Source organism: Rhizobium sp. N731, from assembly GCF_001664145.1.
GTDB lineage: Bacteria > Pseudomonadota > Alphaproteobacteria > Rhizobiales > Rhizobiaceae > Rhizobium > Rhizobium esperanzae.
Genome location: NZ_CP013601.1, coordinates 1519606 through 1545649 on the forward strand (window position 1 = coordinate 1519606; position 26044 = coordinate 1545649).

Annotated in this window: 25 protein-coding genes; 11 read left to right on the forward strand and 14 right to left on the reverse strand. The window is 61.8% G+C overall.

Going from position 1 to position 26044, the window contains the following annotated elements:
* Window positions 1–136 precede the first annotated feature (136 nt).
* Both AMK02_RS07505 and AMK02_RS07510 read right to left on the reverse strand, forming a co-directional pair.
* Complete coding sequence (locus AMK02_RS07505) at window positions 137–1186, reverse strand: GGDEF domain-containing protein (protein WP_064801630.1); 1050 nt, start codon at window positions 1184–1186, stop codon at window positions 137–139.
* A 146-nt stretch (window positions 1187–1332) separates the two neighbouring features.
* A complete protein-coding gene (locus AMK02_RS07510) occupies window positions 1333–1842 on the reverse strand; it encodes a DinB family protein (protein WP_064801632.1) in 510 nt (169 codons plus the stop codon).
* A 138-nt stretch (window positions 1843–1980) separates the two neighbouring features.
* Between AMK02_RS07510 and AMK02_RS07515 the strand changes: the two genes are divergently transcribed.
* The gene (locus tag AMK02_RS07515) at window positions 1981–2670 is read left to right on the forward strand and encodes a glutathione S-transferase family protein (RefSeq protein WP_064801634.1); all 690 of its coding nucleotides are present in this window, start codon (window positions 1981–1983) and stop codon (window positions 2668–2670) included.
* 81 nt (window positions 2671–2751) lie between these two features.
* Complete coding sequence (gene ndk / locus AMK02_RS07520) at window positions 2752–3174, forward strand: nucleoside-diphosphate kinase (protein ID WP_004680549.1); 423 nt, start codon at window positions 2752–2754, stop codon at window positions 3172–3174.
* Between the two features lie 83 nt (window positions 3175–3257).
* Here the strand turns inward: ndk and AMK02_RS07525 are convergent, their stop codons facing one another.
* Both AMK02_RS07525 and AMK02_RS07530 read right to left on the reverse strand, forming a co-directional pair.
* Window positions 3258–3761: a hypothetical protein gene (locus tag AMK02_RS07525; protein WP_064801636.1), complete on the reverse strand. Its 504-nt coding sequence runs from the start codon at window positions 3759–3761 to the stop codon at window positions 3258–3260.
* Window positions 3758–4303 (reverse strand): CGNR zinc finger domain-containing protein, encoded by a 546-nt coding sequence (locus AMK02_RS07530; RefSeq protein WP_064801637.1) that lies wholly within the window; start codon window positions 4301–4303, stop codon window positions 3758–3760. The genes AMK02_RS07525 and AMK02_RS07530 overlap by 4 nt, the downstream gene beginning before the upstream one ends.
* 64 nt (window positions 4304–4367) lie before the next feature.
* On the opposite strand from AMK02_RS07530, the gene AMK02_RS07535 reads away from it, so the two are divergent.
* Complete coding sequence (locus tag AMK02_RS07535) at window positions 4368–5264, forward strand: branched-chain amino acid ABC transporter permease (RefSeq protein WP_064801639.1); 897 nt, start codon at window positions 4368–4370, stop codon at window positions 5262–5264.
* Between the two features lie 56 nt (window positions 5265–5320).
* On the opposite strand, the gene AMK02_RS07540 is transcribed toward AMK02_RS07535, so the two are convergent.
* The 5 genes from AMK02_RS07540 to AMK02_RS07560 form a co-directional block, all read right to left on the reverse strand.
* Complete coding sequence (locus AMK02_RS07540; RefSeq protein WP_064801641.1) at window positions 5321–5776, reverse strand: molybdenum cofactor biosynthesis protein MoaE; 456 nt, start codon at window positions 5774–5776, stop codon at window positions 5321–5323.
* Between the two features lie 261 nt (window positions 5777–6037).
* On the reverse strand, window positions 6038–6292 hold the full coding sequence (gene moaD / locus AMK02_RS07545) for a molybdopterin converting factor subunit 1 (RefSeq protein ID WP_064801643.1): 255 nt from the start codon (window positions 6290–6292) through the stop codon (window positions 6038–6040).
* Window positions 6289–6879: a CDP-diacylglycerol--glycerol-3-phosphate 3-phosphatidyltransferase gene (pgsA, locus tag AMK02_RS07550; protein WP_011424811.1), complete on the reverse strand. Its 591-nt coding sequence runs from the start codon at window positions 6877–6879 to the stop codon at window positions 6289–6291. The genes moaD and pgsA overlap by 4 nt, the downstream gene beginning before the upstream one ends.
* A gap of 158 nt (window positions 6880–7037) precedes the next feature.
* Complete coding sequence (gene uvrC, locus AMK02_RS07555; RefSeq protein ID WP_064801645.1) at window positions 7038–9077, reverse strand: excinuclease ABC subunit UvrC; 2040 nt, start codon at window positions 9075–9077, stop codon at window positions 7038–7040.
* Entirely contained in the window at window positions 9074–9841 is a 768-nt protein-coding gene (locus AMK02_RS07560; RefSeq protein ID WP_064801647.1) for an SDR family oxidoreductase, read from the reverse strand. The genes uvrC and AMK02_RS07560 overlap by 4 nt, the downstream gene beginning before the upstream one ends.
* Before the next feature lie 365 nt (window positions 9842–10206).
* Between AMK02_RS07560 and AMK02_RS07565 the strand changes: the two genes are divergently transcribed.
* On the forward strand, window positions 10207–10842 hold the full coding sequence (locus AMK02_RS07565; protein WP_064801648.1) for an outer membrane protein: 636 nt from the start codon (window positions 10207–10209) through the stop codon (window positions 10840–10842).
* Window positions 10843–10928: 86 nt separating this feature from the next.
* Here AMK02_RS07565 and AMK02_RS07570 read toward each other — a convergent pair whose 3' ends face one another.
* The gene (locus AMK02_RS07570; protein WP_064801650.1) at window positions 10929–11525 is read right to left on the reverse strand and encodes a glutathione S-transferase; all 597 of its coding nucleotides are present in this window, start codon (window positions 11523–11525) and stop codon (window positions 10929–10931) included.
* Window positions 11526–11585: 60 nt separating this feature from the next.
* Complete coding sequence (locus tag AMK02_RS07575) at window positions 11586–12455, reverse strand: 23S rRNA (adenine(2030)-N(6))-methyltransferase RlmJ (RefSeq protein ID WP_064801652.1); 870 nt, start codon at window positions 12453–12455, stop codon at window positions 11586–11588.
* Between the two features lie 16 nt (window positions 12456–12471).
* Between AMK02_RS07575 and AMK02_RS07580 the strand changes: the two genes are divergently transcribed.
* The 3 genes from AMK02_RS07580 (at window position 12472) to AMK02_RS07590 (ending at window position 16580) form a co-directional block, all read left to right on the forward strand.
* A complete protein-coding gene (locus AMK02_RS07580; protein WP_064801654.1) occupies window positions 12472–14676 on the forward strand; it encodes a molybdopterin-containing oxidoreductase family protein in 2205 nt (734 codons plus the stop codon).
* Complete coding sequence (locus AMK02_RS07585; RefSeq protein ID WP_064801656.1) at window positions 14673–15263, forward strand: NUDIX domain-containing protein; 591 nt, start codon at window positions 14673–14675, stop codon at window positions 15261–15263. The genes AMK02_RS07580 and AMK02_RS07585 overlap by 4 nt, the downstream gene beginning before the upstream one ends.
* Before the next feature lie 147 nt (window positions 15264–15410).
* Entirely contained in the window at window positions 15411–16580 is a 1170-nt protein-coding gene (locus AMK02_RS07590) for an alpha-D-ribose 1-methylphosphonate 5-triphosphate diphosphatase (RefSeq protein ID WP_064801658.1), read from the forward strand.
* A 197-nt stretch (window positions 16581–16777) separates the two neighbouring features.
* On the opposite strand, the gene purN is transcribed toward AMK02_RS07590, so the two are convergent.
* Window positions 16778–17449 carry a phosphoribosylglycinamide formyltransferase gene (gene purN, locus AMK02_RS07595; RefSeq protein ID WP_064801659.1) on the reverse strand — a complete coding sequence of 224 codons (672 nt, stop codon included), beginning with the start codon at window positions 17447–17449 and terminating at the stop codon, window positions 16778–16780.
* Window positions 17446–18519 carry a phosphoribosylformylglycinamidine cyclo-ligase gene (gene purM, locus AMK02_RS07600; RefSeq protein WP_064801661.1) on the reverse strand — a complete coding sequence of 358 codons (1074 nt, stop codon included), beginning with the start codon at window positions 18517–18519 and terminating at the stop codon, window positions 17446–17448. Before purM ends, purN begins: the two co-directional genes overlap by 4 nt.
* A gap of 244 nt (window positions 18520–18763) precedes the next feature.
* Here purM and AMK02_RS07605 point away from each other — a divergent pair, with 244 nt between their 5' ends.
* The 4 genes from AMK02_RS07605 (at window position 18764) to ppx (ending at window position 24395) form a co-directional block, all read left to right on the forward strand.
* Window positions 18764–19888, forward strand: a complete 1125-nt coding sequence (locus AMK02_RS07605) for an AI-2E family transporter (RefSeq protein ID WP_064801663.1) — start codon at window positions 18764–18766, stop codon at window positions 19886–19888.
* Window positions 19881–20594 carry a DnaA regulatory inactivator HdaA gene (gene hdaA / locus AMK02_RS07610; protein WP_064801665.1) on the forward strand — a complete coding sequence of 238 codons (714 nt, stop codon included), beginning with the start codon at window positions 19881–19883 and terminating at the stop codon, window positions 20592–20594. The genes AMK02_RS07605 and hdaA overlap by 8 nt, the downstream gene beginning before the upstream one ends.
* A gap of 64 nt (window positions 20595–20658) precedes the next feature.
* The gene (locus AMK02_RS07615; RefSeq protein ID WP_064801667.1) at window positions 20659–22863 is read left to right on the forward strand and encodes an RNA degradosome polyphosphate kinase; all 2205 of its coding nucleotides are present in this window, start codon (window positions 20659–20661) and stop codon (window positions 22861–22863) included.
* Window positions 22864–22874: 11 nt separating this feature from the next.
* Window positions 22875–24395: an exopolyphosphatase gene (ppx, locus tag AMK02_RS07620; RefSeq protein ID WP_064801668.1), complete on the forward strand. Its 1521-nt coding sequence runs from the start codon at window positions 22875–22877 to the stop codon at window positions 24393–24395.
* A gap of 271 nt (window positions 24396–24666) precedes the next feature.
* Here ppx and AMK02_RS07625 read toward each other — a convergent pair whose 3' ends face one another.
* A complete protein-coding gene (locus tag AMK02_RS07625; RefSeq protein ID WP_064801670.1) occupies window positions 24667–26025 on the reverse strand; it encodes an esterase-like activity of phytase family protein in 1359 nt (452 codons plus the stop codon).
* Between the last annotated feature and the right edge of the window lie 19 nt (window positions 26026–26044).

Consider the following 26044-nt stretch of genomic DNA (forward strand, 5'->3'; position numbering starts at 1 on the left):
TTTGGCCGAAACTGCCCGCCAAGGCAAGACCGCTTATCCCCGGCGAGCTTGCTCGTCCGGCGGCGAGCTTGCTCGTCCGGCGGCGAGCCCGTTCGTCCGGCGGCGCGCTCGTCGGCGCTGGCCGCAACCATACGCCTCAGCGGCCGAAAGCTTGCACCGGCAGACGGCGGTTCGATTGCGCGGCAAGCAGCGCTACCCGGGCGTTGGCCTGGAGCTGCCCCGGTGTTGCCGCATCGGCGCTGAGCGCCAGGCCGACCGAGATGGTCAGCCTGCCGCTGTCAGCCCTGTCGGAGGTGGCGAAGACGAGATTTTCCTCGACGGAGGCGCGCAGACGCTCGGCGATCGCAATCGCATCCTGCATACCAACATTGGCAAAAAGCAAGGCGAATTCGTCGGCCTCGGTGCGGGCGACGAAGTCGTTCTTCTTCACTGATTTCCGAAACAGGGCGGCAAGCTTCTTCAAGAGCTTGTTGCCGGCCTGAGTGCCGTATCTGTCGTTGATCTCGGTGAAATCGTCGATATCGACCATGATCAGCGCGCTGCCGGCGGCACCCTCTTCACGTTCGTAGAGTTCGGCGATCTGCCGGTTCAGCGCGATCCGGTTTGCAAGGCCGGTGATCTTGTCGGCGACGGTGGCCGATTGCATCGCCGAAATGCCGCGCTCCAACGTTTCCAGCCTGTCGATGTCGTCCTGCAGTCTGGCGCCGATTTCCATCTCCGCCGACATCACCGTTGCAAGCGAGGCTGTGAGGTAATCGACCTCGCCGATGAAGGCGGCAAGGCTCTGGTCCTCATGACCGGCGACAGATCTCAGGATCGTGCCGCAGGCGCGGGCAAAGGCGTCTCTGTGCCGCAATCCTTCGGCAAGCCTTTCCGCCAGCGCGCGCAGCGTCCGGCTGGCCTCGTTGCGCGACGTCTCGCCCGCCAGCCCGCAATGGCCGACGAGGCGGTATTTCAGTCCGAGTTCGTCGAGCATCGCCTGTTGCGGCTGCGATCCGAGCGCGGCGATATCCTGCGCAAGACCAGGATTGTGTCCGATGATCGCCTCATGAAAGAGTTCATAGTTGCGCGGCAGCGCGGCGACGTTGAGCCGCGCCATGTGCTGGGCAATCTTCTGGATATCGGACATTGGCCCCGGGCGCACGGTCTCGCGCGCCACCAATGCGTTTGTGCTTGCATTCTGCATGACGATCCCTCGCGGCGCGATCTCATTTCTCGCCTTCTGCTATGCTCGCAAGCTTTTAAAAGAGGCTGAATTTGCGAAGGGAAGCGGCGGATGGGCGATGGGAACCGGCGAAGGCGGTTAATTCAGTCTTGATGCAGGCCGCTGCCTCACATCCACTCGCGGCCTTCGCTGCGCAGAAAATAGATAAGATCCAGCCCGAGGCTCGGTTTGCCTAGCGCCGTCAGGGTCATATGGCACTGGCCGCGGTGATGCGTCTGGTGATTGAAAAGGTGCGCGAGCGCGCTCGACAGTGGCTGAGTGATCCGGATCGGCTGCGTCACCGGGGCATAGGTGAAGTCACCGGCAAGGCTCGCCTCATCGAGCGTACTTGTCCAGGCAATGATGCGCTCGTCCTCCGCCTTGCGCGCGGCGGCAAGCGCGTCCAGCTCTTCGAAAAGCACGGCATCGAGGGTCACCGGCGCTTCGCCGATGCCGGTGAAGCGCTTCATCCATATGCGGTCGGCGACGAGCAGGTGATTGAGCGTGCGATGCAGCGAGCCGAAGAAGGCGCCGCGGTCGCTGCGGAACTCCGCCTCGCTGAGTTCGGCCGCAGCCGCATAGACTTGGGCATTGGCCCAGCGGTTATAGGCCGCGAACATTCTGAAATGTCTAAGCATATGTTTCCCCTGACGTTGCTGGCGCAGTCTAGCCGGTTTCCCGAGAAGTCCGAGTGATGGCGCCATGAAATTTCCTGATTTGATCACGCTCGCTTTCTGTCGTCGAATGCAGGCAGATCAGACCTCGAAAGGATTATCATGACCAGAGCCCTCTATTCCCTCTGCGGCGCCGACGAAGGGCGCTTCTTTTCGCCCCATTGCTGGAAAGCGGTGATGGCGCTCGCGCATAAGGGGCTCGATTTCGAGGAGATTCCGACAACCTATGCCCGCATCCGTGAAATCGGCGGCGGCGTCTCGTCGACCCTGCCCGTGCTCGACGATAATGGCCGGCTGATCTCGGACAGTTTTGCCATCGCCCTCTATCTCGAAGAGGCCTATCCGGAGCGGCCGTCGCTGTTCAATGGCGAGGGCGGCAAGGCGCTGTCGCGCATGGTGGAGGGCTATTCGCAGATGATCATCCACCCGGCGATCATGCGGATCGCCCTTCTCGATATCCACGCGATCCTGGACGAAGGCGACAAGGCTTACTTTCGTCAGAGCCGCGAGGTCAGGCTCGGCAAGCCGCTCGAAGTCTTTGCCGCCGACAGCGAGGCGGAGAAGGCTGCCTTCGGCGCCAAGCTGGAGCCGCTCCGTCACATGCTGAAGTTCCAGCTCTTCATCGGGGGGCAATCGCCGCTCTTTGCCGATTATATCGTCTTCGGCGCGCTGCAATGGCTGCGCGTGTCCGCAGGGCTGGCCATGCTGGCCGCCGACGATCCCGTGATCGCCTGGTTCGATCGCTGCCTCGATCTCCACCAAAGCCGCGGCCGGACTGTGACAGCGGCGTGAAATTGCCGCCGACCTCTTGTTTTCGAGCGTTGGGGCGGGTAAAGACCGCCCACTTTTCCCGAGAAAACAGAGGATTTGACTATGGCGATTGAACGCACCTTCTCGATGATCAAGCCGGACGCAACCAAGCGCAACCTGACGGGCGCCATCACCAAGATGCTCGAAGATGCCGGCCTGCGCGTCGTCGCCTCCAAGCGCGTCTGGATGAGCCGCCGCGAAGCCGAGGGCTTCTATGCCGTTCACAAGGATCGTCCCTTCTTCGGCGAACTCGTCGAAGGCATGACCTCCGGCCCGACCGTCGTCCAGGTTCTGGAAGGCGAAGGCGCCATCCTGAAGAACCGCGAGATCATGGGCGCGACCAACCCGGCAAACGCTGATGAAGGCACGATCCGCAAGGTCCATGCGCTGTCGATCGGCGAAAACTCCGTTCACGGCTCGGACGCTCCGGAAACGGCTGCCCAGGAAATCAAATACTGGTTCTCCGACACCGAAATCGTTGGCTGAGGCCGCGCTTCGGCATTGGCTGGCAACGCCTTGAACTGACTCTCGAAAGCCGGGGCTTCACTCCGGCTTTTTCTATTCCGGTCCTATGCCGGGCATTTGTCGGTGTTCGAGAAATCGACGCTGCCGTCGGGCTTGAAGACCTCAGGGTTCTTGTCATAAAGCGCACCGACCACAAGCGGCTTGCTCGGCAGCACCGTCTGGTCGAGGTCGGAGCGGAACTCAGTCTTCAATTGCTGCAGCACCTTGCCGTCTTTGTCGACCAGCCGGACGCTGACGGAATAGGGACGGTCCTTGCGCACGCAGTGCAGGTTTTCGCTCTGCAGCGCGATCTTGTCGTCGATCGGGTAGATTTTCTGGTTCAGCACCAGCGGCGCGCCGCCTTGAGGATTTTCGAATTCGGCGATGATGACCGAGCCGTCGGGAATGGGACCGGTCTTCTTCAGCGTGAGCAGATAGGTGGCGCTCGCCACCCGATAGTTGAAGACGAAGAGATGGCCGGTGACCTCGACCAGGTTTTCGGCCTGACGCTGGCAGGCGGATAGCGCAAGGCCGATTGCCGCCGCTGTGACGATCAGATGTCTTCTCATGGCGTCTCCTCCTTCTTGCGGCGATAGTGACGGTGCGCCTTGGCGCGGTTGCCGCAGACCGCCATGTCGCACCAGGCGCGGCTCCTGTTCTTGCTGCGGTCGATGAACAGCCAGCCGCAATTGCCGCAGATCTTCATGCGTTCGGGATCCGGCATGGCGATCAGCCTGAGCACCGAATGGGCGGTCGCCGCGGCCAGATTGCCAGGACTGGCTCCACGCAAGATCTTGGCCACCGCTTCCAGTAGTCCGGCCAGCAATTGGTTGTCGCTGCCGTCCAGTATACGCTTGCGGAAATAGAGGTCGATCGCTTCCCTCAGCGCGAAGAAATCCACCTCGTCTTGTGCTGCCAGCGGTGCGATCTCGCCGAACAAGGCGCGTTCGGCGCAGAATTCGGCGGCGGCGCGCGGGAAGTTCCGCATCTGCTCGCGGCTCGCGAAGCGGTCGATCCGCCGTTTTGGGTCGTCGCGCAGCACGACGCTGTTGGCGACATCGAGCGCCAGCGCGCCGCCGGCAAAACGGTGAGGGGTCCAGGAAAAGCTCATGATGAAATTATAACTGGCGAAATAGGTTTTACCAGTTATAATTTACTGACGCGGAGTCCTCGGAATGGCTTATCTTCTGCAGCAGATGGCGAACGCGGTGCCGCTTGCCGCCCTCTATGCCGCGCTCGCCTTCGGTTATGCCGTTGCCTTCGGCGTGACCAAGCGGGCCGATATCACCTATGGGGCGATCTTCGCCTTCTCGGGCCAGATCCTGCTGCTTTTTACCGAACTCGCCTATATCAGGTTCTGGCTGGTGCTGCCGGCCGCCCTTGCCATCGGCGCCTGCGCTGCGCTTATCTATTCGCTGGCCGCGGGCATCTGGATCGGCCGCTCGATCATGCTGCCGCTCGCCAGCAAATCGCCGAATACGGTGATCGTTGCCGCCCTCGGCATTATGATCGTGCTGATGGAGACCGCCAGACTCGCCGCCGATACGCGCGCCATCTGGCTGCCGCCGTTCCTGAACGATGTCGTCGTCTTCTGGAACGACGGTTCATTCAAGGTGACGCTCACTTACATCCAACTGATCGACACGGCGCTGATGTCAGCCATCGTCGCGGTCGGTGCGCTGATCCTCAGGCGCACGGCCTGGGGCCGCCTCTGGCGCGCCGTCACCGACGATCCGCTGGCCGCCGAGCTCTGCGGCACCAGCGCCAGTCGCGTCTTCCTTGTCGCCTATGCGGCAGCCGCGCTCGTCGCCACCCTCTGCGGCATCCTCGCCACCTTCTATTACGGTTCGATGGATTTCGGCGCGGGTCTGATGTTCGGGCTCAAGGTGCTGCTGATCGCAGCCGTGGGCGGCTATTCCGATCCGCTGCGCTCGGCTGGCGGCGCTGCCGGGCTTGCCGTCGTCGAAACCCTGTGGGGCGCTTATGGTCCCTTTGTCTGGCGGGATCTCGTCATCTTCTCACTGCTCGTCCTGCTGCTGGTTATGAGCCGCAGGGAGCGCGTCGTGCTTTAGAAATGGCGCATGATGTTATCCAAAAACCGCGCACACTTTTCGGCATCATGCTCTGATCACTTCCACTTGTCGCGCGCCGCATCGTCGGCGTCTTTCGCCGCGACCCAGTCGCCTTCGGTGCCGTCCTTGCCGTGCTCCTTCTTCCAGAAGGGAGCTGCGGTCTTGAGGAAATCCATGACGAAATTGGCGCCGTCGAAGGCCGCCTGTCGGTGCGGCGCGGCTGCGACGACGAGCACGATATTCTCGCCGGGAGCGATCTTGCCGTAGCGGTGGATGGCGGTCAGCCCGAGCAGCCCGAAACGGGTGATGGCGAGTTCGCCGATGCGGGTCATCTCGGCTTCGGCCATGCCGGGATAATGCTCGAGTTCAAGCGCCACCAGCGTGCCGCCTTCGTCACGGCAGAGGCCGGAGAAGGTGACGACGGCGCCGACGCCGGCTTTGCCCTTGGAGAGGCGATCGACCTCGGCTTGCAGGTCGAAGTCCTCGCGCTGGACGCGGATGGTGGGGGTCACAGCGAAATCCTCCGCTGCTTTGAAGCCGCTGTGAAGAATGCGGAAAGGCTGTGCCGTGTCCGCCCCCCTCTGGCCTGCCGGCCATCTCCCCCACAGGTGGGGAGATTACAAGTGGGGTGCTCTTCCCACCCGTTTACCGTTTCGTTGCGCTGAAACGTTGATTGTTTGGAGAGACCGGTGCGCCCAGCCAATCTCCCTCCTTGTGGGGGAGATGGCCGGCAGGGCAGAGGGGGGTAGCGACATGGCACCACCGTCACCGTCTCATCCCCCCGTCATCGGCGGAAAGATCCCGATCTCACGGGGAGCTCCAATCGGCTCATCATGTTCGACATGCTCCATATCCAGCGCCACACGAATGACCTCGGGATATTGAAGTGCGGCTTCATATTCCTCGCCCAGCGTCTTCAAATGATTCAGAAGATCGGCAACGGTGACGACGGAGGAGGGTAGGTCGATCTCCTCCTCGCCCTTGCCGATGCGCTCGCGCACCCAGGCGAAATAGACAAGCCGCGTCATTCCTCGTCATCCACGATATGTTTCAGCCCGGCACGGAAATAGTCATAGCCGGTATAGATGGTCAGCAGTGCCGCGATCCACAAGAGCGCGATGCCGGTCTGCGTCGTATAAGGGAAAATCTCGTCGCCGGCCGGGCCGGCGAGCAGGAAGGCGATGGCAACGAGCTGCAGCGTCGTCTTCCACTTGGCGATCCGCGTCACCGGCACGCTGACCTTCAGCGCCGCCAGATATTCGCGCAGGCCGGAAACCAGGATCTCACGGCAGAGAATGATGATTGCCGCCCAGATCGACCAGCCGGCGATGGTCTGGTCGGCCGCGACCAGGAGAAGGATCGAGGCGACCAGCAGTTTGTCGGCGATCGGATCGAGCATCCGGCCGATATTCGACGTCTGGTTCCAGATCCGCGCGAGATAGCCGTCGAGAAAATCGGTGATCGAGGCGATGATGAAGATCCACAGCGCCACCCAGCGCGCCGTATTGCTGATCGACAGTCTGCCCTCGACGAAGAAGCAGAGAACGATCAGCGGCACGGCGAGGATGCGGCCGTAAGTCAAAAGGTTGGGAAGGCTGTACGCACGCGATGCCATGGATCGTTTCTCTGAATTGATGCGCCGCTGCAGCGTCGCGTCTTTACGAAAACCGATTCCGATTTTCGGGTCGATGTAGATGACGGCTTTGGCCAGGGACCGTCAACATTCTTTCTGTCTTTTCGCCGCCATTGCGTGGAATTTGCGACGGCCGCCGCTTATTTCGCGGCGTCGTCGTGGAAATGGTTATAGACCTGCTTTGCCACGGCTTCCGAAATACCTTCCACCGCCATCAGGTCGGACAAAGCGGCACGAGAAACCGCCTTCGCCGTGCCGAAATGCTGGAGCAGCGCGCGTTTGCGTGACGGGCCGATACCGCCGATCTCGTCGAGCGGGTTCTTGACCATTTCCTTCTTGCGCCGCGCCCGGTGCGAGCCGATCGCAAAACGATGCGCTTCGTCGCGCATGCGCTGGATGAAATAGAGCACCGGATCGCGCGGCGGCAGTGTGAAGCTCTCGCGCCCGGGCGGAAAGAAGCGCTCCCGCCCGGCGTCGCGATCGACACCCTTGGCGACGCCGATCGCCGTCACGCTGTCAGTGATACCGAGTTCGGCCAGGATGGCGCGCACCGCCGTCATCTGCCCCTGGCCGCCGTCGATGAGGATCACATCCGGCCAGGCGGGGAAGGGCATGTCAGCGGCGTCGGCAGCTGCTGCCTGTGCCGTCCGGTCGGGAATGCCTTCCTCCTTGATCAGCCGCGAGAAGCGCCGCGTCATCACCTCCTTCATCATTCCGAAGTCGTCGCCGGGGGTGATGTCGGTCGATTTGATGTTGAACTTGCGGTATTGGTTCTTTACGAAGCCTTCCGGCCCCGCCACCACCATGCCGCCGACGGCATTGGTGCCCATGATGTGCGAGTTGTCGTAGATTTCGATGCGTTGCGGCGCATAGGCCAGCCCAAACGTTTCCTTGAAGCCTTCCAGCAGCCGCGACTGCGACGCCGTCTCGGCGAGCTTTCGCCCATGCGCTTCGCGCGCATTGCCGACCACATGCTCGACGAGATCGCGCTTCTCGCCGCGCTGCGGCACGAGAATGGAAACCTTGTGGCCGGCCTTTTCGCTGAGCGCTGCGGCGAGCAGTTCCAGTTCCTCGACGGTTTCCGACAGCATGATCTGTTTCGGCACCGGCTTATCGTCGTAGAATTGCGCGAGGAAGGCATTCAGAACTTCGGCGCTTGATAGTTGCGGATCGGCTTTCGGGAAATAGGCGCGGTTGCCCCAGTTCTGGCCGGTGCGGAAGAAGAATACCTGAATGCAGGAGACGCCGCCTTCGTGGTGGATGGCGAAAACGTCAGCCTCCTCGACGCCGGCCGGGTTGATGCCCTGATGGCTCTGCACATGCGACAGTGCTGCCAGGCGGTCACGATAGATCGCCGCCCGCTCGAAATCGAGATCCTCGGCCGCCTGGTTCATGGCCTCCGCCATATGCGACTTCACCTTCTGGCTCTTGCCGGACAGGAAATCTTTCGCCTCCTGTACGAGCTCGGCATAGCCCTCATCGCTGACCTCGCGCGTGCAAGGCCCGGAACAGCGCTTGATCTGGTAGAGCAGGCAGGGTCGCGTGCGTGTTTCGAAGACGCTATCGGTGCAGGTGCGGATCAGGAAGGCGCGCTGCAACGAATTGATCGTACGCCCGACTGCGCCGGCCGAAGCGAAAGGCCCGAAATAGTCGCCCTTTCGCGCCCTGGCCCCGCGATGCTTGAAAATCGCCGGCGCCCGGTGATCACCGGTGATGAGGATGTAGGGAAAGGACTTGTCGTCGCGCAGCAGCACGTTAAAGCGCGGCCGCAAGCGCTTGATCAGATTCGCTTCCAGAAGCAGCGCTTCGGTTTCCGTGCGCGTCGTCACGAACTCCATGTTCGCCGTCTGTCGCACCATCTGGGCGATGCGGTTGGAATGGACGCGGCCGACGGCGTAGTTGCCGACACGCTTCTTCAGGCTGCGCGCCTTGCCGACATAGAGCACGTCTCCCTCGGCATTGAACATGCGGTAGACACCGGGGCTGTTCGGTAGCCGCTTGACGAATTCGGCGATCAGTTCGGCGCCGACAAGCCCGGTCTCGTTGAGGCTGCCCACATTCCAGTCGACCGCAGCCGCCAGAGGGGCGGCGGAAACCTCGCCTTCCACCTCGATATCGTCTTCGCTCTCATCCGTATCGTCGTAGAGAACGCCGCCATCCGGCAGCTTTCGTCCGTTCATTCCGTAATCTCCGCCACGTCGGGCGTCTGCCAGGCAAGGTGCTGGCCGCCGTCGAGGGCAATCATCTGGCCGGTGATCGAGGGCGTGTCGTAAAGGAAGCGAATCGTTTGTCCGAATTCTTCCAGTGCCGGCCCTCGCTGCAAGATAAGGGCTGAGACCTGCGCTTGGAAGTCCTCCAATGCTTGCCGCTCGCTCGGCATCGAGGGGCCGGGGCCGATCGCATTGACGCGAATGCGTGGCGCCAATGCCTGGGCGAGCGTCTGCGTTGCCGTCCACAGCGCGGACTTGGAGAGCGTATAGGAGTAGAAGCTGGGCCTCAGTGCCCAGACCCGCTGATCAATGATGTTGACGATCATCCCCGCTGCCTCGGCGGGCACCTGCTGCGCGAAGGCTGCCGCAAGGATCGACGGCGCACGCACATGCAGGTCGAAGTGCAGAGCCCATGTGTCGGCGTTGAAACTACGCGCGGAATCATGCTGGAAGACCGACGCATTATTGACGAGCAGATCGAGAGGCCCAAGCGCTTCCGACGCCTTCGCGACCAGTTCGCCCGCCTCGCCGATATCGGTAAGATCGGCCTGCAACGCGACCGCTCTTTGTCCCTTTCGCCGCAATTCCGCCGCCAGCTCTTCCGCTTCGCGGAGGGAGCTGTTGGCGTGGATCGCGACGGAAAAGCCATTTGCAGCAAGGTCTTCGGCGATTGCGCGGCCTATTCTCTTGGCCGCCCCTGTTATCAGGGCTGAGCGAAGTCTTTTGTGGTTCAAAATCTTGCCTTCTGATCCCGCGAGTCTGTGTGCAACCTATATAAGGGCGGGCGGAGATTATATAAATAGGCGGCCACGGTTGCATCCATGGCCGAGATATTCTATGTATTATTTAATAATGTGATTTCTTAAAATCGGTATTTTAAGTTTAACCATTCGGTAGGGTTAATGAAACCTATGTTGCTCGCAAGCAACATCGAATTTCCGCCATCCGGCAGCCACAATGATATCACAATTTGGCTCTTTCAAATCCGCAATTCAGTTCCAATTTCAGTCTCGATCCGGAAGGGACATCTGGCAATTTCCCCGCCAATGCTTCGCTGAGAGACAGATGATAAGCGGCGCGGGACTGAAAGGAGAAAAGTATGCGTGTACTCATTGCTGGCCTCATGGCCTCCACTTTTGCGATTGCGGGCTTTTCGGTAGCTCAGGCGGCTGATGCCGTCGACCAGGTTCCGGAAGCACCGGTTGCTCAGGAAGCCCCGGTCAAGCCGACCGGCAACTGGGAGGGCTTCTACCTCGGCGGCGCCGGCACCTACAACATGGGTGATTTCGGTTCCGACCGCCACACCTACGGTTTCGGCGGCCAGGTCTTCACCGGTTACAATTGGCAAGCAGGCCAGATCGTTTACGGCGTTGAATCCGATCTCGGCTACAGCGGCGATGACGTCTCCTCGGGCGGCGTCAAGAATAAGTATGGCTGGAACGGCTCCGTCCGTGGCCGCGTCGGCTACGACATGAACCCCTTCCTGCTCTACGGTACAGCCGGTCTTGCCCTCGGCAACGTCAAGGTTTCCGACGGCACCTCGGACGAAAGCAAGACGAACTACGGTTATACGGTCGGCGCCGGTGTCGAAGCCTTCGTGACCAACAACATCACGACGCGCCTCGAATATCGCTACACCGACTACCAGAGCAAGGACTACGACCTCGACTCCGGCAGCTTCTCGCGCGGTTACGACGAGAACAGCGTCAAGCTCGGTATCGGCGTGAAGTTCTAAGCCGATTGAACATCCCAATATGCAGAAGCCGGGCTCATCGCCCGGCTTTTTGCTGTCCGGCGCTCCGTTTCAGCTCCGGATCAGGCTCAGGCGCTGGCTTTGAACTCACGATGAGCAGGGAATTTCTTTTCGAATTGCGCCAGCCAGTCGACAAGCGGCGCGTGATCGGCTTCCCACTGGTCCTTGAAGCGCAGGTCGAGATAGTCGAGCGTGGCGGCCAGCGCGAAATGCCCGCCATTGAGCTTCTTGCCGAGTTTCGGCGGCTTGGCGCCGAGATGGGCGAGCCCGGCCGTCACCTTCTTCCATTGCCGGTCGATCCAGGGCTGGTGAACCTTTTCTTCCTCGCGGAAGCGGCGCTCGTAGACAATCGTCAGCAGGCAGTCGCAGATACCGTCGCAGAGCGCTTCGAGAACTTCCGCATCCGTGCGCTTGCTCTTCTTGGAGGGGTAGAGCCGGCCCTTCGTCAGCCTGTCGAAATAATGCATGATCACGACGCTGTCGAAGATCGAGGCTCCGTCATCGGTCAGAAGCGTCGGAATCTTGCCGAGCGGATTGTTGTCCACCAGGATCGCCGGTCCGGTATTGGTATCGACTCGGATGGCGTCGATCTCGATATCCAGAAAGTGCGCGGCCATCCGCACCTTGCTGGAATAGGGCGAGGCGGGTGAGCAGAGGAGCTTCATGGGACACCTGATGAGGCTGTGGGGCTGTGGGACGGACTATCCCCGATGCGGATTACCCGGTCAATCGCCCTTGACCGTCTTGTTCTCGCCGCGCAGCCAGAAGGCGCGGTGCGAGGCGAAGCGATCCTGGGCCAGGTGATCCTTCAGCGCCGGAAGCATCTGGTGCAACTCATCCTTTAATGTGAAGGGCGGATTGACGACGACGAGGCCGGAGCCGGTCAGTCCGGTCATGCCGCGGTCGCTGCGCACGGTGAGTTCGGCGCAAAGCATCTTCGGGATGTCGAGCGCCTGCAGAGTTTCGTGGAATTCCTTGATCGGCGCGCCCTTCTTCAGCGGGTACCAAAGGCAATAGGTGCCGCCGGGAAAGCGGCGATAGGCCTTTTCCAGCCCCTCGGCCAGGCGTTCATATTCGTCCTCTTCCTCGAAAGGCGGATCGACCAGCACAATGCCGCGCTTCTCCTTCGGCGGCAGGTGCGCGCCGAGCGCCAGCCAGCCGTCGAGCTCGGTGATGCGGGCATGGTGATCGCCCTCGAACAGCCGGTGCAGCCGGGCGTAATCCTCCGGATGCAGCTCCATGGCCGACAGCCGGTCTTGCGGCCGGAACAGCATGCGCGCAAGTTTCGGCGATCCGGGATAGAAACGGATGCCACCCTCGGGATTGAGTTCACGGATTGTCGAGAGGTAGGGCTCCAGCAGCTCGGAGACCTGAGGCCCGAGTTCGGCCTCCATCAATTTGCCGATGCCAGCCTGCCACTCGCCGGTTTTCTGCGCTTCCTCGGAGGAGAGGTCGTAGAGGCCGATGCCGGCATGCGTGTCGAGTACGCGGAAGGCGCCCTCCTTCTTCTGCATATAGCGGATCAGCCGCGCCAGCACGGCATGTTTCAGCACATCGGCAAAATTGCCCGCGTGGTAGATATGGCGGTAGTTCATTTTCGCTGATGCCCGTATGAATTCGTATCATGGGGAGTTTTTCTGGCTTTTGGCCATGCAGGCCTTGGCATATACAAATGCCATGAATATTGCGACCCCCATCGACGCCAAATCCCCGAAGCTGGACAGCAAGATCGGCCACACGGCCTGTCCGCACGACTGTCCCTCCACTTGCGCGCTGGAGGTTGAGGTATCGGAAGACGGCCGCATCGGCCGCGTGCGCGGCGCCGGCGACCATTCCTATACGTCGGGCGTCATCTGCGCCAAGGTCGCCCGGTATGCCGAGCGGCTCTACCATCCCGACCGCCTGATGCACCCCTTGCGCCGCGCCGGCCCCAAGGGGGCAGGGCAATGGCAGCAGATTTCCTGGGACGATGCGCTGGATGAAATTGCCGAAGCCTTCATAAAGGCCGAGGCGAGGGACGGCAGCGAGGCGGTCTGGCCCTATTTCTATGCCGGCACCATGGGCTGGGTGCAGCGCGATTCAATCGATCGCCTGCGTCACGCCAAGCGCTACTCCGGCTTTTTCTCGTCGATTTGCACCAACCCGGCCTGGACCGGCTTCACCATGGCGACCGGCGTGCTGCGCGGCCCCGATCCGCGCGAGATGGGCCGAACCGATTGCGTCGTCATCTGGGGCACCAACGCGGTCTCGACCCAGGTCAACGTGATGACCCATGCGATCAAGTCGCGCAAGGAGCGCGGCGCCAAGATCGTCGTCATCGACATCTACGACAATCCGACGATGAAGCAGGCCGATATGGCGCTGATCGTCAGGCCTGGCACCGACGCTGCACTCGCCTGCGCCACCATGCACATCGCCTTCCGCGACGGCTATGCCGACCGCGACTATATGGCGAGATATGCGGATGATCCGGGCGGTCTAGAAGCGCACCTGAAGACGAAGACGCCGCAATGGGCCGCTGCCATCACCGGCCTTTCGGTCGAGGAGATCGAGGCCTTTGCCCGCCTCGTCGGCACGACGAAGAAGACCTTCTTCCGTTTGGGCTACGGCTTTACCCGCCAGCGCAACGGCGCGGTCGCCATGCATGCGGCCGCCTCGGTCGCCACCGTTCTCGGCTCCTGGCAATATGAGGGCGGCGGCGCCTTCCATTCGAACAGCGATATCTTCCGCATGAACAATGCGGAACTGACCGGCCGCTCGATGAAGGATGGCGATATCCGCATGCTCGACCAATCGCAGATCGGTCGCGTGCTGACCGGAGATCCGGTGGCGCTGCGCCATCGCGGTCCGGTGACGGCGATGCTGATCCAGAACACCAATCCGGCGAACATCGCTCCCGAACAGCGCCTCGTCAGACGCGGCTTTGCCCGCGACGACCTTTTCGTCGCCGTCCATGAGCAGTTCATGACCGAAACGGCGGAGATTGCCGACATCGTGCTGCCTGCGACCATGTTCGTCGAGCATGACGATATCTATCGCGCCGGCGGCCAGAATCACATTCTGCTGGGACCGAAGCTGGTCGAGCCGCCACCGACCGTGCGCACCAATCTCTTCGTGATCGAGGAATTGGCAAAACGCCTCGGCGTCGCCGATCGCCCCGGTTTCGGCTTTACCGCCCGCGAGATGATCGACCGCATCCTCCGATCGAGCGACCTGCCGGACTACGACCATTTCCTCGAACATAAATGGTTCGATCGCCAGGCGGCTTTCGAGGACGCCCATTTCCTGAACGGCTTTGCCCATCCGGACGGCAGGTTCCATTTTCGTCCGGACTGGATCAATCAGCCGGCGCCAAACAAGCCGCCGGCCGCCATCGGCGCGCTCGGGCCGCATGCCGAACTGCCGGCCTTCCCCGATCAGGTCGATGTCATCGAAGTTGCCGATCCAGAGCATCCCTTCCGTCTCGCCACGTCGCCGGCGCGCAACTTCCTGAATTCGAGCTTTTCGGAGACCAAGACGTCGCGGCAGAAGGAAGGCCGTCCCGAGGTGATGATCAATCCTGTCGATGCCGAAGCCAACGGCATCGCCCATGGCGATCTCGTCTGCATCGGCAACAGCCGCGGCGATCTGCGCATCCACGCCCGTATCACCACCGAGGTGAAACCGGGCGTGCTGATTGCCGAGGGGCTCTGGCCGAACAAGGCTCATGTCGACGGGGAGGGGATCAACGTGCTGACAGGGGCCGATCCGATCGCGCCCTACGGCGGGGCGGCCGTGCACGACAACAAGGTCTGGCTTCGCAAGGACACGGTATGATGCAGCCGAAATCGCGGGTGAAGATCGTCGGCGAGGAAATCCTGTCGAATGGGTGGACGCGGCTGAGCAGCTATCTGCTCGACTATATCGACCGAAAGGGCGCGACACAGCGGCTGAAGCGGGAGGTCTACCACCGCACGCCGGCCGCTTGCATCCTGCTTTATGATCCGAAACGCGATCTCGTCGTTCTCGTCCGCCAGTTCCGTCTCGCCGTTCATCTGAACGGCGATCCCGCATGGATGATCGAGGTGCCGGCCGGCCTTCTTGATGACGACCATCCCGAACAGGCGATCCGCCGTGAGGCGATGGAGGAAACCGGTTACCACTTGCGTGAGGCCCGCTTCCTTTTCAAATCCTATCCCTCGCCCGGCGCTATCGCCGAGGTCGTCCATTTCTTCGTTTCCCTTATCGATACCACGGACCGCGTCGCGGAAGGCGGCGGCCTGGATGAGGAACACGAGGATATCGAGGTTCTTGAAATTCCGCTGGATGAGGCGACCCGGATGATCGAAACCGGCGAGATCTTCGACACCAAGACGATCGTGCTGCTGCAATGGGCAGCCTTGAACAGGCACAAAATTCGATAGCGGATGAGGCGGTCTTCGGGCGGCTTGGCGGTTAGCCCATGACGTTTTCCGCTTTGAGATAATAGCGCTTACGATTTCATACGAATGTCATGGAGCGGTTCTATCCGCTGCGGCTTGTCAATCATCGGATCGGTCAGGAGAAGGCCCATGTGGCTCAACAATTTCACTCTCGTTCTCCCGAACGAGGTAGTGAGTGAAGGTTCCGTGCGTGTCGAGGATGGCGCCATCGCCGAGATCCGGCCGGAGCCGGTTTCCGGCGCGGCGATCGATGGCGGCGGGCGGCTGCTGATGCCGGGCTTCGTCGACCTGCACGGCGACATGATCGAGCGCGAGATCGCGCCGCGGCCGAATGCGACGATGCCGATCGATTTCGGCATCCACGAACTCGACAAGAAGCTTGCCGCTGCCGGTGTGACGACAGCCTTTGCCGCGGTCTCTTTCGCCACCGAAAGCGTCTATGGTCACGTCCGTTCGCTGGAGACGACGTCGGCGGTGATCGAGGGCATCAACCGGCTGCGCGACGATCTCCTGATCGACCACCGCGTCCATGCCCGTTACGAAATCACCAATGTCGGCGCCGCTCCCGCACTCGAGCGCCTGCTGAATGCCGATCAGATCGACATGGTTTCGCTGACCGACCACACGCCGGGTCAGGGCCAGTACAACAACCTGCAAAGCTACATCCTCAGCATTTCCGAGCGCCGCGCCATCTCCGAGGAGATGGCCGCCGAGATCGTCGCCAAGCGCATCGCCATGCGCAGCAATCCTGAGATCGAGGCGAAGCTCAGGGAGATCGTCGCGCTGTCGCTGAAACACAAGCTCTCGCTTGCCTCGCATGACGATGACAGCGTCGAGAAAGTCGCCGAAATGCATGATCTCGGCGTCACCATCAGCGAGTTTCCGGTCACCGCACCTGCGGCCGAAGAGGCGCGCCGCCGCGGCCTCTGGACGCTGATGGGCGCGCCGAACGCGCTGCGCGGCCAGTCGATGTCAGGCAATCTCAGCGCGCTCGACGCTGCAAGGGCCGGGCTGCTCAGTATCATCGCCGCCGATTATCACCCGGCTGCCTTTGTGCCCGGCATCTTCAAGCTCGCCGACATGGTGGAAGGCGGCCTGCCTTCAGCCGTCGCCATGGCGACCGGCAACGCCGCCCGCTCCGCCGGTCTCTTGGACCGTGGCGAAATCGCCATCGGCCAGCGCGCCGATCTGGTCGTCGTCGAGCCGGGCGAGATCAACCGCATCCGCGCCACCTTCCGCGCCGGCCGCTTCGTTTATAGCGATGGTACGCTGCATCCGCTGCGGGCGCTGGCGGCTTGATGCATTTCGCCTAAAGCTGTGGTTTTCGCCCCTCACCCTAACACTCTCCCCGTAAAAACGGGGAGAGGGACGTGCCATGCGAGAGGTTTGCGGGGGGCGAGAGGGGGCGGCATATGCCCTTCTCCCCGTAAAAACGGGGAGAAGGTGCCGGCAGGCGGATGAGGGGCAGCCCTCGACCAGAGCCATGCAGATGCGCTCTAAGCGCGGTCGCCGATCAGCGAAATCAGTTGAGCCTTGGGCGCGGCGGTTGAAGCCTCGGCGCTCACGGCCTTGCCGCCATCCATCGTCACGCTGCCTTGCGCAAAGAGCCGTAGCGCCTGCGGGTAGATCTGGTGTTCGACCGTCAGTACCCGCGCGGCCAGGCTTTCGGCCGTGTCGCCGGAAAGAATCGGAACGGCGGCTTGGCCGATCACCGGCCCTTCGTCCATGCCCTCGGTGACGAAATGCACGGTACAGCCGGCGATGCGCATGCCGGCGTCGATGGCGCGCTGATGGGTGTGGAGGCCTGGGAACAGCGGCAGCAGGGAAGGGTGGATGTTGAGCATCCGGCCTTCGTAGCGCTGAATGAAGGTCGGCGTCAGCAGCCGCATATAGCCCGCCAGGCAGAGGATATCGGGCGAAAGCTCATCGAGTGCGGAAAAGATCGCCGCCTCATGCGCTTCCTTGCTGGCATAGTCCTTGCGGGGAAAGGCAAAGGTGGCGATGCCTTCGGTCGCTGCCTTGGCAAGCCCGCCGGCATCCGCCTTGTCGGAGATCACCCCGACGATCTCGGCCGGGTAATCGGCGGCTTTCGCGGCCGCGACAAGCGCCATCATGTTGGAGCCGCCACCCGATATGAAGACGACGGCGCGTTTGCGCGGCGTGCTCATATGGCAAGCGTACCCTTGTAGACCGTGCCGGCAGCGCCTTCGGCGCGGGCAATCATCCGGCCGAGCATGATGACCTTTTCGCCTTCGGCTTCGAGCGCCTTGGATACCGCGGCGACATTCTCCTCGGCGACGACGACGATCATGCCGATGCCGCAGTTGAAGGTGCGCAGCATTTCCTTCGCTTGGACGCCGCCCGTCGTGGCGAGCCACGAAAATACCGTGGGAACCTTGACGGCGGTAAGATCGATCTCGGCTGCCAGATGCTTCGGCAGCACGCGCGGAATATTCTCCGGGAATCCGCCGCCGGTGATATGGGCGAGCGCCTTCAGCGCGCCGGTCTCGCGGATCGCCTTCAGAAGCGGCTTCACATAGATGCGGGTCGGTTCGAGCAGCGCTTCGCCGAGCTTCTTGCCTTCGGCAAACGGCGCCGGCGCGTCCCAGCCGAGGCCGGACAGTTCCACGATCTTGCGGACCAGCGAGAAGCCGTTGGAATGGACGCCGGAGGAGGCGAGACCGAGAATGACGTCGCCTTCGGCAATGTCGCCGGAGGGGAGCAGCTTGCCGCGTTCGGCGGCGCCGACGGCAAAGCCGGCAAGATCATAGTCGCCGGAGGAATACATGCCGGGCATTTCGGCGGTCTCCCCGCCGATCAGAGCGCAGCCAGCCTCGCGGCAGCCGGCGGCAATGCCGCCGACAATCGCCGCACCCTGATCGGGATCGAGCTTGCCTGTCGCGAAATAATCGAGGAAGAACAGCGGCTCGGCGCCCTGGACCACGAGGTCGTTGACGCACATGGCGACGAGGTCGATGCCGACAGTATCGTGGTAATCCGCGTCGATTGCGATCTTCAGCTTGGTGCCGACGCCGTCATTGGCGGCGACGAGGACCGGATCGGTAAAGCCCGCCGCCTTGAGATCGAAGAGCCCGCCGAAGCCGCCGATCTCGCCGTCGGCGCCCGGACGGCGCGTCGAGCGCACAGCCGGCTTAATCTTCTCGACGAGGAGGTTGCCGGCATCGATGTCGACGCCCGCGTCGCTATAGGTCAGGCCGTTTTTTCCAGACTGGCTCATGCTGGTCTCCGATGGCTATTTCCAGGCGGCAGACGCGCCGCGTCATCTGCCGGTCGCAATTGCATGACAGGGGCATTTATGCAAGCGCTGCATGGGAAAAGCCCCCAATTTCCCGTGTCTTTAACCGGCCTGTCCGGGATTTGGCGTGATAGGGTTGACCATCTTTGCGCCTGCATCCTATGTGCTGAATGGCCGCGTCGGACAAGAGGCGGCGTTCGGCGGCGGCGAGTGAAACGGGGAAGCAATGCCACAGCATGTCAGCGGCAACAGTCTGAAGCGCCAGATCTTCTTCTGGCTGGCCGTGCTCGTTTTCTTCATCGCCTTTCTCTATGTCTTCAGCTCGATCCTCTTGCCGTTCATCGCCGGCATGGCGATCGCCTATTTCCTCGATCCCGTCGCCGACCGGCTGGAGCGCCTGGGCCTCAGCCGCATGATGGCGACGGTCGGCATTCTGATCGCCTTTGTCATCGTCTTTGCGCTGGCGCTGATGATCCTCATTCCCGTGCTGATCAGCCAGTTCAACGATTTCGCCGAGCGCCTGCCGAGTTATATCAGCCAGCTGCAGAAATTCATCGCCCAGTCGCAGCATTCGCTGCTGCCGCAGTGGATCAGGAGTCAAGTCGGCACGATCAAGGATAATTTCTCAGGAATCCTCTCCGAAGGCATGGGCTTTCTGACCGGGCTCTTCGCGCAGATCTGGAATTCCGGCAAGGCGATCGTCGACGTCATCTCGCTGCTCGTCGTCACCCCCGTCGTCGCTTTCTATATCCTGCTCGATTGGGACCGCATGGTCGCCAAGGTCGATCAATGGATTCCGCGCGATTACGTGAATGATGTCCGCCAGATCGCCAGTGAGATCGATCAGGCAATCGCCGGCTTCATCCGTGGCCAGGGCTCGCTCTGCCTCATTCTCGGTATTTATTATGCCGCTGGCCTTTCCCTCGTCGGATTGAATTTCGGCCTCTTGATCGGCCTCTTCGCCGGTATGATCAGCTTCATTCCCTATGTCGGCTCGCTGGTCGGCCTCGTTCTCGCCGTCGGCGTGGCAATCGTGCAATTCTGGCCAGATTATCCCTGGATCGGCCTGGTGCTGGTCGTCTTCTTCAGCGGCCAGTTTCTGGAAGGCAATATCCTGCAGCCGAAGCTCGTCGGCTCCAGCGTCGGCCTGCATCCGGTCTGGCTGATGTTTGCGCTGTTTGCTTTTGGCGCGCTCTTCGGCTTCGTCGGTCTTCTGGTTGCCGTGCCGGCTGCCGCTGCCGTCGGCGTCCTTGTCCGCTTCGCGCTTTCGCGTTACCTTCAGAGCGATCTTTATTTTGGCGGGTCGCCGAGCGCCCGCGCTCAGAAGACGAAATCAGTTCCCAATGAGTGACGTGAAGAACGCTGATCCGAAGCGCAAGGCCGGAGAGCAGCTGCCATTGGCCTTTTCGCACGACGCCGCAAGCAGCCGCGACGATCTTCTGATTTCGGAGCGGCTGGCCGCCGCCGTGTCGATCGTCGACGCCTGGCCGGCATGGCCGTCGCCGGTAGTCGTGCTCGCCGGCCCGGTCGGTTCGGGGAAATCGCATCTCGCCCGCATCTGGCAGGAGTTGAGCGGCGCCGTCAGCATTCATCCCGAACTCGGTTCGGACGCGGCTGTCGCTGCCGCTGCCGGTCCGGTGCTGTTCGAAGATGCCGACCGCCTCGGCTTCGACGACAATGCGCTTTTCCACGTCATCAACAGCGTGCGCGAAAACGCCACCAGCCTGTTGATAACAAGCCGTCTCTGGCCGATCTCCTGGCCGGTTTTGCTGCCCGATCTGCGCTCGCGTCTGAAAGCTGCGACCATCGTCGAGATCGGCGAACCCGACGAGGCCTTGCTGTCGCAAGTGATCGTCAAGCTCTTCGCCGACCGGCAGCTTTATATAGATGACAAACTCGTGCTCTATATCGTTAACCGCATGGAGCGGTCGCTGAACGCGGCCCAGACGATCGTCGAAAGGCTCGACCGGCTGGCCCTGTCCCGGGGCACGAAGATCACCCGGTCTCTTGCTGCCGAAGTATTGAATGAATTGGGAAATTCGGAGCCGGCCGATTGACTGTCACAGTTCCGTCGTGAAACTGATATAATTGCCGTCGCGATTGAAAACGGGGTAGCGGACCATGGACAGCGCAGTCGCAGAACATCAGGAACTCACTCCGGAAACCAACGACAACATACCCCCGCTGGACGAGCTGCTGACCAGCCCCGAGCGCTTCATCAACCGCGAATTCTCCTGGCTGCAGTTCAATCGCCGCGTGCTGGAAGAGACGCTCAACACCGAGCATCCGCTGCTCGAGCGCGTCCGTTTCCTGTCGATCTCGGCAGCCAACCTCGACGAGTTCTTCATGGTGCGCGTCGCCGGCCTCGAAGGTCAGGTACGCCAGAACATCGCCATCCGCAGCCCCGACGGCAAGACGCCGGCCGAGCAGCTCGACTCGATCCTGCAGGAGATCGACCATCTGCAGATGGAGCAGCAGGCCTCGCTCGCCGTGCTGCAGCAATATCTCGCCAAGGAAGACATCCTGATCGTGCGCCCCGGCGCGCTCAGCGATGCCGACCGCCAGTGGCTGGCCGCCGAATTCGAACAGGCGATTTTCCCGGTGCTGACGCCGCTGTCGATCGACCCGGCCCATCCGTTCCCGTTCATTCCCAATCTCGGCTTCTCGATCGGCCTGCAGCTCGTCAGCAAGAACGGCCGTGAACCGATGACGGCACTGCTGCGCCTGCCGCCGGCGCTCGACCGCTTCGTCCGCCTGCCGGATGACGCGAACACAATCCGCTACATCACGCTGGAAGACGTCGCCAATATCTTCATCCACCGTCTCTATCCGGGCTACGAGGTGCAGGGTTCCGGTACGTTCCGCGTCATCCGCGACAGCGATATCGAAGTCGAGGAAGAGGCCGAGGATCTCGTGCGCTTTTTCGAGACGGCACTGAAGCGGCGCCGCCGCGGCAAAGTCATCCGCATCGAGACCGATTCGGAAATGCCGGCCTCGCTGCGTCAGTTCGTCGTGCAGGCACTCAGCATCCCCGACAATCGCGTCGCCGTTCTGCCGGGGCTCCTGGCGCTGAACACTCTGTCCGAGATCACCAAGGCGCCGCGCGACGATCTCAGGTTTCAGCCCTACAATGCGCGATTTCCCGAGCGCGTCCGCGAACATGCCGGCGACTGCTTCGCCGCCATCCGCGAGAAGGACATGGTCGTCCATCACCCCTATGAATCCTTCGATGTGGTGGTCCAGTTCCTTCTCCAGGCTGCGCGCGATCCTGACGTTCTGGCGATAAAGCAGACGCTTTACCGCACCTCTAACGACAGCCCGATCGTCCGCGCTCTGGTCGATGCCGCCGAAGCCGGCAAGTCGGTGACGGCGCTGGTGGAACTCAAGGCCCGTTTCGACGAAGAGGCGAATATCCGCTGGGCGCGCGATCTCGAACGCGCCGGCGTGCAGGTCGTATTCGGTTTCATCGAGCTCAAGACCCACGCCAAGATGTCGATGATCGTCCGCCGCGAGGAAGGGAAGCTCAGAACCTATTGCCACTTGGGAACTGGCAACTACCACCCGATCACCGCCAAGATCTATACGGATCTCTCCTATTTCACCTGCAATCCCGTCATCGCCCACGACATGGCGAACATCTTCAACTTCATCACCGGCTACGGCGAACCTGAAGAGGGCATGCAGCTCGCCGTCTCGCCCTATACGTTGCGCTCGCGTATCCTGCGTCACATCGAGGAAGAGATTCAGCATGCCAGGAACGGTGCGCCGGCGGCGATCTGGATGAAGATGAACTCGCTTGTCGACCCCGACATCATCGATGCGCTCTATCGCGCCAGCCATGCCGGCGTCGAAATCGATCTCGTCGTGCGCGGCATCTGCTGCCTGCGTCCGCAGGTGCCTGGTCTCTCGGAGAAGATCCGCGTCAAGTCGATCGTCGGCCGCTTCCTCGAACACAGCCGTATCTTCTGCTTCGGCAACGGCCATGGCCTGCCGTCGGACAAGGCGCTGGTCTATATCGGCTCGGCCGACATGATGCCGAGAAATCTCGACCGTCGCGTCGAGACCATGGTTCCGCTGACGAATCCGACTGTTCATGAGCAGGTCTTGTCACAGATTATGCTCGGCAACGTGATTGACAATCAACAAAGCTACGAGATATTGCCCGACGGTACGTCGCGGCGCATGGAAGTGCGCAGGGGCGAGGAACCGTTCAATGCGCAGCAGTATTTCATGACCAATCCGAGCCTGTCGGGCCGTGGTGAAGCTCTGAAATCAAGCGCGCCGAAACTGATCGCCGGTCTGCTCGAAGGCCGCAACAACAAGTAAAACTGGACCATATGGTTGAATCTGAAGCCCAGGGGCGCCTTCCAGGGATCGCCCCGGTCTCCGTCGTCGACATCGGATCGAATTCCATTCGTCTTGTCGTCTACGAAGGCCTGTCCCGTTCGCCTACGATCCTCTTCAACGAAAAGGTCCTCTGCGGCCTCGGCAAAGGCATAGCCGTCACCGGCAAGATGGATGAAGAGAGCGTCGCCCGGGCTCTGGCGGCGCTCCACCGTTTCAAGGCCCTGTCCGATCAGGCGCGGGCCGCCACCATGTATGTGCTGGCGACGGCCGCCGCCCGCGAGGCGAGCAACGGTCCCGACTTCATCCACCAGGCCGAGACGATCCTGCAGCGCCACGTCCGGGTGCTGTCAGGTGAGGAGGAGGCTCGCTTCGCCTCGCTCGGCATCATCAGCGGCTTCTTCAATCCTGACGGCATTGCCGGCGACCTCGGCGGCGGTTCTCTTGAACTGATCGACATCAAGGGCAAGGAGGTCGGCAAGGGCATTACGCTGCCGCTTGGCGGTCTGCGCCTGTCGGAATATGCCGGCGGCTCGCTCCCCAAGGCGCGAACTTTTGCCCGCAAGCAGGTGAAAACGGCAAAGCTCCTGGCGAAAGGCGAGGGGCGCACCTTCTACGCCGTCGGCGGCACCTGGCGAAACATCGCCAAGCTGCACATGGAGATTACCAATTATCCGCTGCACATGATGCAGGGTTATGAAGTGTCGCTCGAAGCGATGATGCTGTTCCTCGATCAGGTGGCCACCGCGCGCGATTCCAAGGAGCCGGCCCTTCAGGCGGTCTCCAAGCATCGCCGTTCGCTGCTGCCCTTCGGCGCCATCGCCATGAAGGAAGTATTGAGCGTCATGAAGCCGTCGGTGATTTCCTTCTCGGCGCAGGGCGTGCGCGAGGGATATCTCTACTCGCTGCTGTCGGAGGCCGAGCGCCGCGCCGATCCGTTGTTGGCTGCCGCCGGCGAACTGGCGATCCTGCGTGCCCGTTCGCCGGAGCATGCCCGCGAGCTGGCGGAATGGACCGGTCGGATGATGCCCTTGTTCGGCGTCCAGGAAACCGAAGAGGAAAGCCGCTATCGTCAGGCCGCCTGTCTGCTTGCCGATATCAGCTGGCGCGCCCATCCCGACTATCGCGGCCTGCAGGCGCTGAACGTCATCGCCCACTCCTCCTTCGTCGGCATCAGCCATCCCGGCCGCGCCTTCATCGCGCTCACCAATTATTACCGTTTCGAGGGCTTGCATGACGACGGCGCCACCGGTCCGCTGGCGCAGATCGCCACCCCTCAGTTCATCGACCGCGCCAAACTGCTCGGCGGCATGCTGCGGGTCGTCTATCTCTTCTCGGCCTCCATGCCCGGCATCGTCAAGAACCTTACTTTCCGCAAATCGTCAAACCCGGACTTCGACCTCGAATTCGTGGTGCCGCCGGAATACCGGGACTTCGCCGGCGAGCGCCTGGACGGCCGCCTGCAGCAGCTGTCGAGGCTGACGAACAAGAGGCTGGCGTTTCGGTTCGAGTAGGTTGATTTGCGGCGGTTGGGCCATGGGGCACCCCCTCTGCACTGCCGGGCATCTCCCCCACAAGGGTGGAAATTGGCAGGAGGTGATCGCTCGGTCCCTTTCCAGCAATCTACTGATGCTAAGCAGTATTGTTTGGCGGAATCGTTGCGCCCAGCCAATCTCCCTACCTGTGGGGGGAAATGCCCGGCTGGGCCGGGGGCGCACGGCACAACCGCCGCAACAAGGGCGGCACTGACGCACCGCCCTCTCAATCTCACACTAGAACCCCCGATTACTTCGCATTCAAAAACTCGCCAACCTCGAGCAGGCTGAACTCGTTGTCATCAGCCTTGTCGACAGAGCGGCCGGCCGAGAAGGGCAGATTGTTGTCGTTACCGATGATGATGTGCGTGGCGTCGACGCGGTCGGCGTTTTCGATGGTGACGAACGGCATGTCATAGACGCCGTCCTTGCTGCCGGCCTTCTTTTTGTTGTCGGGGTCCTGAATATCAAGGAGATCGATGTAACCGATCTTGCGGACGGCCTTGCCGGCATTGGCATCGTTGAATTCGATCTTGTAGACGCGCTTCAGCACGGCCGGAGCTTCGAAGCAATCGGGCTTCGGCTGCTTCGGGTCGGCACAGGCCTTGTCGCTGGTACCGGCGCCGCTGTCGCGCTCGATGACGAGAGCGGTGGCGTCATCGAGCATGTTGAAATCGCCGATCGACACGCCCTTGCCCTCGAACGGATAAAGCCAGCTGCGGCCGGTCCACTTCTTCGCGGCGACGTCGAATTCGATGACGCGGATGGCTGTGTGGCCGTCGGCTGTTTCCATCGTGCCGTCATCCTTGTAGATGGCGCCTTCCAGCAGGCCGTAGAGCTTGGATCCGTCCTTCGACATGGCAAGGCCTTCGAAGCCGCCGGAGCGCTTCAGGTTGAAGACCGGCATCTTGGCGGCCGGATTGCCCGGCAGCTGGATCAGCGGATTGTCGGGCGAGAGCACCGGCTTGCCGTCGAGCGTGGTCGGGATCACGTCCGTCAGGCGACCTTCGGTATCGACCTTGAGGATATAGGGACCGAATTCATCGCCGAGCCAGAAGCCGTCGGCAACCGGCTGAATCGACTCGATGTCGAAGTCGGCACCGGTGAGGTAGCGCGTATCCGTGCCTTCGAGCACGATCGGGAAGGGGGCGATCTTGTTCGGATCGGAGAGGAAGAGGTTCTTGACGACCTCAGCCTTGTTGGCAGTCCAATCGAACTTCATCTGGTGCAGGAACAGCATGGAGTCGGACGAGTTGGCCTTGGAACCGAAGCCATTATCGGAGAGCGTCCAGAAGGTGCCATCGGCCATCGTCTTGATGCCCGAGAAACCCTGGATCGGTTGGCCGTCGAACGGAAGCTTCAGATCGGTCACGCGGGCGCCGTCCTTGCCGGGAACGGTGCCGAGCGCTTCGGTGCGCTTGCGGTCCGGCGTCGTGAACTTGCCGGAATGCTTGAGGAAGTCAGGCGCGTCGGCCGGAGCCGGGACCATGGTGTTGGCAGGCAGGATCGCCTGGCCAGCGAGCTTGGCCGGGAACTGCTGCTGGTCGGCCGAAACGGGGCCGGCAATCAGCATGAAAAGCGATACGGACGCAAAAAGGAGGTTCTTCATAATATCCCCATGAAACGGA

What these genes read in the sequence shown, in the direction of transcription:
- AMK02_RS07505 (WP_064801630.1), bottom strand. Translation starts at nt 1,186, where the DNA reads ATGCAGAATGCAAGCACAAACGCATTGGTGGCGCGCGAGACCGTGCGC.
- AMK02_RS07510 (WP_064801632.1), bottom strand. Translation starts at nt 1,842, where the DNA reads ATGCTTAGACATTTCAGAATGTTCGCGGCCTATAACCGCTGGGCCAAT.
- AMK02_RS07515 (WP_064801634.1), top strand. Translation starts at nt 1,981, where the DNA reads ATGACCAGAGCCCTCTATTCCCTCTGCGGCGCCGACGAAGGGCGCTTC.
- ndk (WP_004680549.1), top strand. Translation starts at nt 2,752, where the DNA reads ATGGCGATTGAACGCACCTTCTCGATGATCAAGCCGGACGCAACCAAG.
- AMK02_RS07525 (WP_064801636.1), bottom strand. Translation starts at nt 3,761, where the DNA reads ATGAGAAGACATCTGATCGTCACAGCGGCGGCAATCGGCCTTGCGCTA.
- AMK02_RS07530 (WP_064801637.1), bottom strand. Translation starts at nt 4,303, where the DNA reads ATGAGCTTTTCCTGGACCCCTCACCGTTTTGCCGGCGGCGCGCTGGCG.
- AMK02_RS07535 (WP_064801639.1), top strand. Translation starts at nt 4,368, where the DNA reads ATGGCTTATCTTCTGCAGCAGATGGCGAACGCGGTGCCGCTTGCCGCC.
- moaD (WP_064801643.1), bottom strand. Translation starts at nt 6,292, where the DNA reads ATGACGCGGCTTGTCTATTTCGCCTGGGTGCGCGAGCGCATCGGCAAG.
- pgsA (WP_011424811.1), bottom strand. Translation starts at nt 6,879, where the DNA reads ATGGCATCGCGTGCGTACAGCCTTCCCAACCTTTTGACTTACGGCCGC.
- uvrC (WP_064801645.1), bottom strand. Translation starts at nt 9,077, where the DNA reads ATGAACGGACGAAAGCTGCCGGATGGCGGCGTTCTCTACGACGATACG.
- AMK02_RS07565 (WP_064801648.1), top strand. Translation starts at nt 10,207, where the DNA reads ATGCGTGTACTCATTGCTGGCCTCATGGCCTCCACTTTTGCGATTGCG.
- AMK02_RS07570 (WP_064801650.1), bottom strand. Translation starts at nt 11,525, where the DNA reads ATGAAGCTCCTCTGCTCACCCGCCTCGCCCTATTCCAGCAAGGTGCGG.
- AMK02_RS07575 (WP_064801652.1), bottom strand. Translation starts at nt 12,455, where the DNA reads ATGAACTACCGCCATATCTACCACGCGGGCAATTTTGCCGATGTGCTG.
- AMK02_RS07580 (WP_064801654.1), top strand. Translation starts at nt 12,472, where the DNA reads ATGAATTCGTATCATGGGGAGTTTTTCTGGCTTTTGGCCATGCAGGCC.
- AMK02_RS07585 (WP_064801656.1), top strand. Translation starts at nt 14,673, where the DNA reads ATGATGCAGCCGAAATCGCGGGTGAAGATCGTCGGCGAGGAAATCCTG.
- AMK02_RS07590 (WP_064801658.1), top strand. Translation starts at nt 15,411, where the DNA reads ATGTGGCTCAACAATTTCACTCTCGTTCTCCCGAACGAGGTAGTGAGT.
- purN (WP_064801659.1), bottom strand. Translation starts at nt 17,449, where the DNA reads ATGAGCACGCCGCGCAAACGCGCCGTCGTCTTCATATCGGGTGGCGGC.
- purM (WP_064801661.1), bottom strand. Translation starts at nt 18,519, where the DNA reads ATGAGCCAGTCTGGAAAAAACGGCCTGACCTATAGCGACGCGGGCGTC.
- AMK02_RS07605 (WP_064801663.1), top strand. Translation starts at nt 18,764, where the DNA reads ATGCCACAGCATGTCAGCGGCAACAGTCTGAAGCGCCAGATCTTCTTC.
- hdaA (WP_064801665.1), top strand. Translation starts at nt 19,881, where the DNA reads ATGAGTGACGTGAAGAACGCTGATCCGAAGCGCAAGGCCGGAGAGCAG.
- AMK02_RS07615 (WP_064801667.1), top strand. Translation starts at nt 20,659, where the DNA reads ATGGACAGCGCAGTCGCAGAACATCAGGAACTCACTCCGGAAACCAAC.
- ppx (WP_064801668.1), top strand. Translation starts at nt 22,875, where the DNA reads ATGGTTGAATCTGAAGCCCAGGGGCGCCTTCCAGGGATCGCCCCGGTC.
- AMK02_RS07625 (WP_064801670.1), bottom strand. Translation starts at nt 26,025, where the DNA reads ATGAAGAACCTCCTTTTTGCGTCCGTATCGCTTTTCATGCTGATTGCC.